The 7360-nt window shown below is 48.5% G+C and carries 8 protein-coding genes; 2 read left to right on the forward strand and 6 right to left on the reverse strand.

Annotated features, from left to right (window positions below; genetic code table 11):
* From ilvE to Q0140_RS09805, 6 genes are all read right to left on the reverse strand, one after another.
* A partial coding sequence (gene ilvE / locus Q0140_RS09780) for a branched-chain-amino-acid transaminase (RefSeq protein ID WP_297964142.1) occupies nt 1–591 on the reverse strand: 591 nt, incomplete at its 3' end.
* 153 nt (nt 592–744) lie between these two features.
* Entirely contained in the window at nt 745–1884 is a 1140-nt protein-coding gene (locus Q0140_RS09785; protein WP_297964144.1) for a phospholipase A, read from the reverse strand.
* Nucleotides 1874–2440 (reverse strand): molybdenum cofactor guanylyltransferase, encoded by a 567-nt coding sequence (locus Q0140_RS09790; protein ID WP_297964146.1) that lies wholly within the window; start codon nt 2438–2440, stop codon nt 1874–1876. Before Q0140_RS09790 ends, Q0140_RS09785 begins: the two co-directional genes overlap by 11 nt.
* Before the next feature lie 61 nt (nt 2441–2501).
* A complete protein-coding gene (locus Q0140_RS09795; protein ID WP_297964148.1) occupies nt 2502–3278 on the reverse strand; it encodes a hypothetical protein in 777 nt (258 codons plus the stop codon).
* Nucleotides 3279–3532: 254 nt separating this feature from the next.
* Nucleotides 3533–3892 carry a nitrous oxide-stimulated promoter family protein gene (locus tag Q0140_RS09800; protein WP_297903142.1) on the reverse strand — a complete coding sequence of 120 codons (360 nt, stop codon included), beginning with the start codon at nt 3890–3892 and terminating at the stop codon, nt 3533–3535.
* 102 nt (nt 3893–3994) lie between these two features.
* A complete protein-coding gene (locus Q0140_RS09805; RefSeq protein WP_297964150.1) occupies nt 3995–5002 on the reverse strand; it encodes an AI-2E family transporter in 1008 nt (335 codons plus the stop codon).
* A gap of 203 nt (nt 5003–5205) precedes the next feature.
* Here Q0140_RS09805 and Q0140_RS09810 point away from each other — a divergent pair, with 203 nt between their 5' ends.
* Together Q0140_RS09810 and Q0140_RS09815 are read left to right on the forward strand one after the other, a co-directional pair.
* Nucleotides 5206–6294: a class I SAM-dependent methyltransferase gene (locus tag Q0140_RS09810; RefSeq protein ID WP_297964152.1), complete on the forward strand. Its 1089-nt coding sequence runs from the start codon at nt 5206–5208 to the stop codon at nt 6292–6294.
* Complete coding sequence (locus Q0140_RS09815; protein ID WP_297964154.1) at nt 6294–6773, forward strand: hypothetical protein; 480 nt, start codon at nt 6294–6296, stop codon at nt 6771–6773. Before Q0140_RS09810 ends, Q0140_RS09815 begins: the two co-directional genes overlap by 1 nt.
* Nucleotides 6774–7360: the final 587 nt, after the last annotated feature.

Below are 7360 nucleotides of genomic sequence, written 5' to 3' on the forward strand. Positions count from 1 at the left end.
TGGCCCCTCCGCGACGAAGCCTTGCGGATCGAGCAGTATCGCCTCATCGTATCCCGCATCGACCGCTTCGAAATTTGCCATCTGCGAGTTGAAATAATTCGCGCTCGCTTTGGCTTTTGCCATCATCGAAAATTGCGCCGGCTTCATCCACGATGAAATTTTGGCTTTGATGCCCTTGCGTAGCGCCTCTTCGCCCATATACGCGCCCCATTGCCACGCTGCGACGACGACGTTTACCGAGCAATCCTTAGACGAAACGCCCATCGAGCCGTAGCCGAAATACGCAAGTGGGCGGATATAAACGGTCTGATCGAAGCGGTTTTTCGCGACGACGTCGATCTGGGCCTGACGAAGCTGCTCGAAGCTAAACGGAAGCTTGATTAGGCAGAGCTTTGCCGAAATTTCAAGCCTGCGAGTGTGCTCGTCCAAGCGGAAAATCGCGTAGCCTTTGTCGGTTTTATAAGCGCGTACGCCCTCAAATACGGCGTTTCCGTAGTGCAAAGAGTGCGTCAAAACGTGAGTAGTGGCCTCCGCCCAGGGGATTAGCTTGCCGTCTTTCCAGATGAGCTCGGCCTCTTGAATTTGTGCCATTTTTTGATCCTTTTGTTTAAAATTTAATCTACGATTTTAGCTAAAACAATATTAATTTCTAAGAAATTTAAAAGCGGTTGAAATTTGATGCGATTTTAAGACGCACAACGAGTCGTGAGTTTAAATTTGGCCTGCAACTCGGTGCAGATGGCATTAAAATTCTACGAAAGAAAGTCCGATGCCGATCTTATTGACGCTGCGTTTATAATCTGCGAGGCTCTCGCCATAGCCGTTAAAGTAGCGCAGATAGCCGTAAAATCCGCTATTAAAGATCGGGAAGCTGTAGTTTAGCTCGATCGCGCCGCGGTTACTACCGTCAAAATGTAGGTTGTTTCGCCACAGAGCGCTAAGTCGCTGCTTGCCGAAGGTGTATGACGCGCGCAGATCGCCGTAGCCCATATAATCCGCGATGTCCTCGTTCGTGCGGTCCAGCCAAAACGCATACCAAGCTCTGGGGGTGATCGAAAATCCGTCCGCACTCCACGTGCTTTGGGCGTAGAGCCTATTCCATGAGCGCGATTCCTCGCCGCCCTTGCCGTTTGACTCGTGCATGGCGCCTATCTTTAGCTCGTCCGCAAACGGCACCGGCGCGCTAACGTAGAGCTCGGGGCGGTAGTTACTCTCGCGAAAGGGGGCGCTATCCTGCGTGATCTGCCACCAGGAATTTTGCGCGTAAGCGAATGAAATTTTCTCTCCAAACCCCAGCGCGTCGTAGGCAATCGGGCGCTCGAAGCTAAACTCAAAATGCAGCTCATCCGCCTTGCGATCGGGTTTTTTGCTAAAATCGTGAGTAAAGAGCATATAGATCGGCTCGTAGTATTTAAGCCCCAAAAATCCAAAATTTCGACCATTTTGCTTGCCTTGCGGAGCGGAATCCGGCGAGGCGGAATTCTGCGAGAGCGAGGCGGAATTCGATGATGCTAAATTTGACGCGGAGCCTGACGCAGCCGAGCCTGTGTCTGCGAAATTTGACGAAGTGGAATTTGGCTCGACAGGTTTTGGCGCGGCGGAATTTTGTGCGAAAGAATTTTGCGGCTCAGTTGGACGTAAAACGGCGGTATCATCGTGCGAAGCGCGGTTTTCTGCGGACGAGGTAGAATTTTCTGCGACTTTTCGGCGCGGTTTATCGCCTTTATCCGCTAGACTTGCCGCGGCGATCTTTTTGTAATAGATCATCGCGTTTTTGTAATCGCCTTTGGCCTCGTATTCGCCGGCCTTTGCGTATAGCTCGGATAGATCTTGCGCGGCTAGGCTCATGGCGCAAAGCGCGAGCGCTAAAGCTTTAAATTTCATCTACGCCCTTTAAATCGTTTTGATAATTTATATTTAAAAACTGCTCTTTGTTTTTGAAATTTAGCACTTTGGAATTTGCAGATCCGATGAGCGCGCCGATCTTATGCTCTCCTGCGCGGTAGAGCTCAAGCGCGCGCGGCGCGAGAGCTGCGTCAAAAAATCCGCACAGGCTATGTCTATGCGCTTCGTCGCCCGCCACGCAAATTTGCCCCTCCTGCTCGCTAAGCGCGCGAATGGTGGAAATTTCTACAAATGGCATATCGGCGGGGATGATAAAAATGCGCTCGCCGCTAAATGGTTTCAGCGCCGAATACAGCGCGCCCATCGGCGAAAATTCCTCAAATTCGTCGTAGATCATAGGAAGCGGCGGGTTAAATTTAGAGCTTTTGGCGCAGGCGAAAACCCGCTCAAACTCGCGGCTTAAGCGTGAGAAAAGAAAGTGCGTCATGCTGGGATGCCCGCGGAATGGAAACAGCGTTTTGTCGCTGCCGAAACGCGAGCTTTTGCCGCCGCAGAGAATGACGCAGGTTTTCATCGAAATTTCACCGGCTTTCATCGATCTTTATCGCGGCGAAATTTTAAATTTGAAAGTAAAATTTACAAAAAGCGCGGGCATATCAGTCTTTTTGCATATATTTGGCTTTGCCAAGGGCGTTGTTTGCGATGAATTGATAAAGGCTCGGCGCCTGAAGCTTGGCTAACTCGGGGTATTTGGCTTTAAGCGTCTTCCAGATATCATAGACTCGCATACCGCTTGCGTAAAGCTTCATAATCTCGCTAAAATGCGGATCGTAAAGGCTCGGCTTTTTATACAGCGAGAGTTTGCGGTCGGTATCCAGCACTGCGTTTGCCTCGATAAAAGCTGCCAGATCGCGCTCGCTTACTTTGGCAAAATCCTTTTCGTAATGAGCTTTCATATATTTTAAAATTTCTTTATTGCTAACGCCTTGGAAATGCATTTTCTTGATCTCGAAGCGATACGCGTATAAGAAATCCTCGCTTTTTTTGGCGGTTGCGCGAAGTCTTGTTTTTTCATCTTTGAACGTCACGGAGATGAAGTGCGTAAGCCCGGGCGCAGTAACGGCGTTTTTGAACGCTTCATCCTCCTCGCCGATCTTTTTTAGGATCGCCTTGACGGTGTAGCCCTGCGCGATGAGGTTTGAAATTTTATCTTTATACGGTTTGTAGTCGAATCGCACGCGCCTAAAGCCCGTCTCGACGCTGATTTTTTTATAGATCCTCGCATGCTCTCTAGATGTAAAATACCTCGATTTCAGCCCTTTACGGAGTTGTTCGGCAACCGCGGTAAAATCATCATAATCGGCGATAGACGCGATTAATTCCTTTTCGTTTACGACCCTGCCGTTAACGACCGCGATGGTAATGACCTTCATATTTTCTCCTTTGATTGGGCACAATTCTAACTTAAAACTATAAACTCAAATTTAATTATTTATTATCAAGGATTGCGGAGGATTTGCGTTTGCAAGGCAGAATTTTACGCGCTAAGATTTAGTATTTTGATTGATTTTTATATCTTTTTGCGCTTATTCTCACGCCGCTTTTTTGTACTTTTTTTGTGCAGAGATGAAGCGAGCTTGCAAAGATAAATTTTACCCACAAACTTTAACTAAATTGCCCGCACAAATTAGCTTTTTTTAAACGAAAAAAGCTTTTTGATCTTTGTAAGTCCTAGCTTCATGCCGCTATATTTCATCATCTTAGCCATATTTACCCACATTTCACGCTCGTAGCACGGATGCGGGCAGTGGTGGCAGCGCGGCTTTTCAGTGTGCGGACAGGCACCAAGGCGCGCGTAGGCGTAACGCAGCATCCGCTCGCAGTCGCTACAGAGATGAAAGTGCGTCTGCACTAGCCCCTTATCGTCTTTGTAGTCATGAAGCACAGCACCGTCTTTTTTAGGCGCATCCGCATGCTTGCCATCGCAGTAAATTTGGATAAATTTCGTCACCGTGTTTACTTCGTAAATAAATTTTTCACTCGTCATCTTTGATCCTTTGGGGCAGATTTTATCTAAAAGAGACAAAAATACTCTTGAGCGCGCTCAAGCTAGAATTTATTGAATTTTAAAATTTCGCGGAATTTCGCTTTATCTTTCGACCTTGTTGCTTAATAGAGTCGCGATGAAGCGTGTTTTGTCGTTTGAGGCAAGCGCGATTTGCAAGCTCATCGTAAGCGGCACAGCCAAAAATAGCCCGCCGATACCAAGCACAAAGCCCCACAACAGTAGCCCTGCAAGCACGCTGATTGTAGAAAGCCCGAGCCCTTGCCCTAAAAATCGTGGCTCGATAATATTTCCGATCGCTACGTTTACGACCAAATAGATTGCAATAGTCCAGATACTGGAACTTATATCCATCGTAGCTAGCGTCACGAAAAGTGTCGGAAAGACCGCTACGATCGAGCCAATGGTGGGGATGAAATTTAGCACGAAAGCTAAAATCCCCCACAGCGCGGCATATGGGACGTCAAGAGCCCACAGCCCGAGTCCGATGAGCGCGCCGGTGCAAGCTGAAGCGATAGTTTTGATTAGTAGATATTTTTTGAGGCTGGAGGCGAATTTCTTCACAAAAGTGTGCGTAGCGCGGCTACTTTGCGAAAAATAGCGGATTTTTTCGTCGATTACGGAGCTTTCAAAGACCATAAATGAAACCATTATAAAAATGAAAAATCCCGTCGAGACTATCGAGCCTGTTTTGCGCAGTAGTGCAGATAGCTGTGCGGCGGCTTCGCTCGGATCGATGCCTAGGCTTGCGGCGTTAAGCTCTATGCCGAATCGAGAGAGCTTCGCACTCACGCCTCCTAGCACCTCTTCAAATTTTGCTTGAAGCTCGGGCAGGCGCGCTGAAAATTCCTTGATCGCATCAAAGATGACCGCACCGAAAAACACTATAATCGCCACGAAAGCGAAAGTGATGATGAGGAAGCTAAAAACGCGCCCGACGCGGATCTTTTGGACATAAAGCACCAGCGGCGAGACGAGCACCGTAATGAAAATAGCTAGCAAAAATGGCACGACGATAGCCTGCGCGGCTTTAAGACCAGCCAGGATGATTACGACGCAAGCAACCGACATCAAGGACATTTGAAGCTTCAAGGATTCTCCTAAATTTGACATTTTCGCAGAGCTTTTACGCGAAATTTTGGTGAAAGGATTTTAACTAAAATTCCATAAATTTTAAGACGGAATTTTAAAATTTCATCGCAAAATTATAAGATGCGCGTAAATTCTTAGCGGGCGCAAGAAAAGTTAGAATTTTTTGCTAAAATTTTGCGAAATTTACATAAGCAGGATTAAAAATGAAACTTCCCAAACAGCTTTTAGACCGCTACGGCGCCGAGCGTCAAAGCGCGGGCGAGGCGCAGCGGACGGCGAATGAGATCGCCTTCGCGCCTGTAGTTTTTCAGGTAAGCAGGCTGATGAAAAAATTTGGAATTTTAAGCGCGCTTAATGAGGCACGTGACGGGCTAAGCATAGAAGAGATCGCGAAGAAGCTCTCGCTTAGCGAATACACCGTAAAGCTGCTTTTGGAAAGTTCGCTTAGCATCGGCACGGTGCTGCTGTGCGGCGAGAAATTTAGGCTCAGCAAGGCGGGATATTTTCTACTCACCGACGAGATGGTGGACGTGGATATAGACTTCATCCACGACGTGTGCTACGAGGGGCTATTTAGGCTCGAAGAGACGCTAAAATCGGGCAAACCAGAGGGGCTAAAGGTTTTTGGGCAGTGGGCTACGATCTACGAGGCGCTTTCGCATCTGCCGCCGCACGTGCGCAAAAGCTGGCTCGCGTTTGATCATTTTTATTCAGATTTGGCGTTTGAGCCCGCGCTAGAGATTATTTTCTCGCGCAAGACGGATAAAATTTTAGACGTAGGCGGCAATACCGGGCGCTTTGCTAAGCGGTGCGTAGGCTACGATGAAAATGTGCGCGTCACGATAATGGATCTTGCGGGGCAAATTTCGATGATGAAAGACGCCGTCGCAGGCGCGCAGGGCGCAGGGCGCATAGACGGGCTTGTGGCCGATCTGCTAGATGCTGCTACGCGCTTTCCACGCGGCTTTGATGCGATCTGGCTCAGTCAGTTTTTAGACTGCTTTGCAGAGGAGCAGATCGTAAGCATCCTCGCGCGCGCGGCGGAGTCGATGAGCGAGCAGGCGCGGCTTTATATTTTGGAGCCGTTTTGGGACAGGCAGCGCTACGAAACCGCCGCGTATAGCATGACGCAGATCAGCGTGTATTTTGCCGCCATGGCAAACGGCAATAGCAAAATTTATCACTCGGACGATATGGTTAAATTTGCGCAGCGCGCGGGGCTTAAAATTTCGCAAATTCACGACGGGCTGGGCGTCGGGCACACGCTGCTGTGCTGCGAAAGGGCGCGCTGATGGACGCGCGAAGCTTAAGTGCGCGGCTAAATAAGCCGATTAAAATTTTACTTGTGTTATTTGGAATCGGAATTTTGGCAAATGTGGCGATGGAATTTTATGCAGAGAAAAAACGCGGCGAGCTAGAGCGAAATTTCTGCGAAAGCAAACAGGTGCGAGATGCGCTAGCGCGGATAAACGAGGGCGCGCCGCGCAGGATCGACGATGCTACGATTTTAAAAGGCGCCGCATGCGAAGAGGGTAGCTTCATATACGATTACGCGCTAAATAGTTCGTCGAATTTAGACCTTAGCGCACTGGATGCGGGCGATGCGGAAATTTTAAAAGAGATGCTGTTTGCCAAGGCGAAGGCAGGCTTTTGCAGCGCGGAATTTTCGCAGCGCCTGCGGGAGCTTGGTAAAACGATGGTGCTAAACTACGAGATAGAGGGCTTACCGCCGATAAAAATCGCGCTAGATAAAAGCAGTTGTGCGCGGTGAATTGTAAAAACCCAAGTGAGGCATTTGATGAGCCGCGTTTTGTGTGGCGGCGCGTTGGCAGCTGGTGCCTCTGTAAGCTCGCAAGCAAGCTCATGGTTTGACGCAGAATTTTATGCGAGCAGGTCGCGAACGAAATTTAGCAAGATTTCATCGCAGCAGGTGCAGCATCGCAATAAATCCTAAAATTTTGACTCAAAATCTACGATGCTGTTTCAAATAAAATTCCGCGCAAATTATAGAATTTCGCGCGAAAGCTTTACGCGGTGTTTGCGCTGCTACATAGATAAAATTCCGCGTGAAATAGTAAAATTTTAATGAAAAACGCCGCTGGCAAAACCTAGCACGAAATTAGATCGCGGCTCAAAAAGGACTCGCGCGTTTTAGCGCTTTGTGGCGACGAAATACACGCTGATCCGCGCCATGCTATACGCGGCGGCGCGGTAAAAGTCAAGCAGAGATTTTAACATGTTACTTTTGCGCAGGCAAAATCAAAAGCGAAGCGGATAAATTTTAAGCGAATTCGGCGCGGGCGAGCAGGCAAAGGCTCACGCCGCGCTAAATTTTAAATCCTGCACAAGCGCTACTTG

This window comes from uncultured Campylobacter sp., from assembly GCF_938045405.1.
GTDB lineage: Bacteria > Campylobacterota > Campylobacteria > Campylobacterales > Campylobacteraceae > Campylobacter_B.

Bases quoted from the DNA above. Each gene is read 5' to 3' on its own strand.
- Q0140_RS09785 (WP_297964144.1), bottom strand. From the start codon at position 1,884: ATGAAATTTAAAGCTTTAGCGCTCGCGCTTTGCGCCATGAGCCTAGCC.
- Q0140_RS09790 (WP_297964146.1), bottom strand. From the start codon at position 2,440: ATGAAAGCCGGTGAAATTTCGATGAAAACCTGCGTCATTCTCTGCGGC.
- Q0140_RS09795 (WP_297964148.1), bottom strand. From the start codon at position 3,278: ATGAAGGTCATTACCATCGCGGTCGTTAACGGCAGGGTCGTAAACGAA.
- Q0140_RS09800 (WP_297903142.1), bottom strand. From the start codon at position 3,892: ATGACGAGTGAAAAATTTATTTACGAAGTAAACACGGTGACGAAATTT.
- Q0140_RS09810 (WP_297964152.1), top strand. From the start codon at position 5,206: ATGAAACTTCCCAAACAGCTTTTAGACCGCTACGGCGCCGAGCGTCAA.
- Q0140_RS09815 (WP_297964154.1), top strand. From the start codon at position 6,294: ATGGACGCGCGAAGCTTAAGTGCGCGGCTAAATAAGCCGATTAAAATT.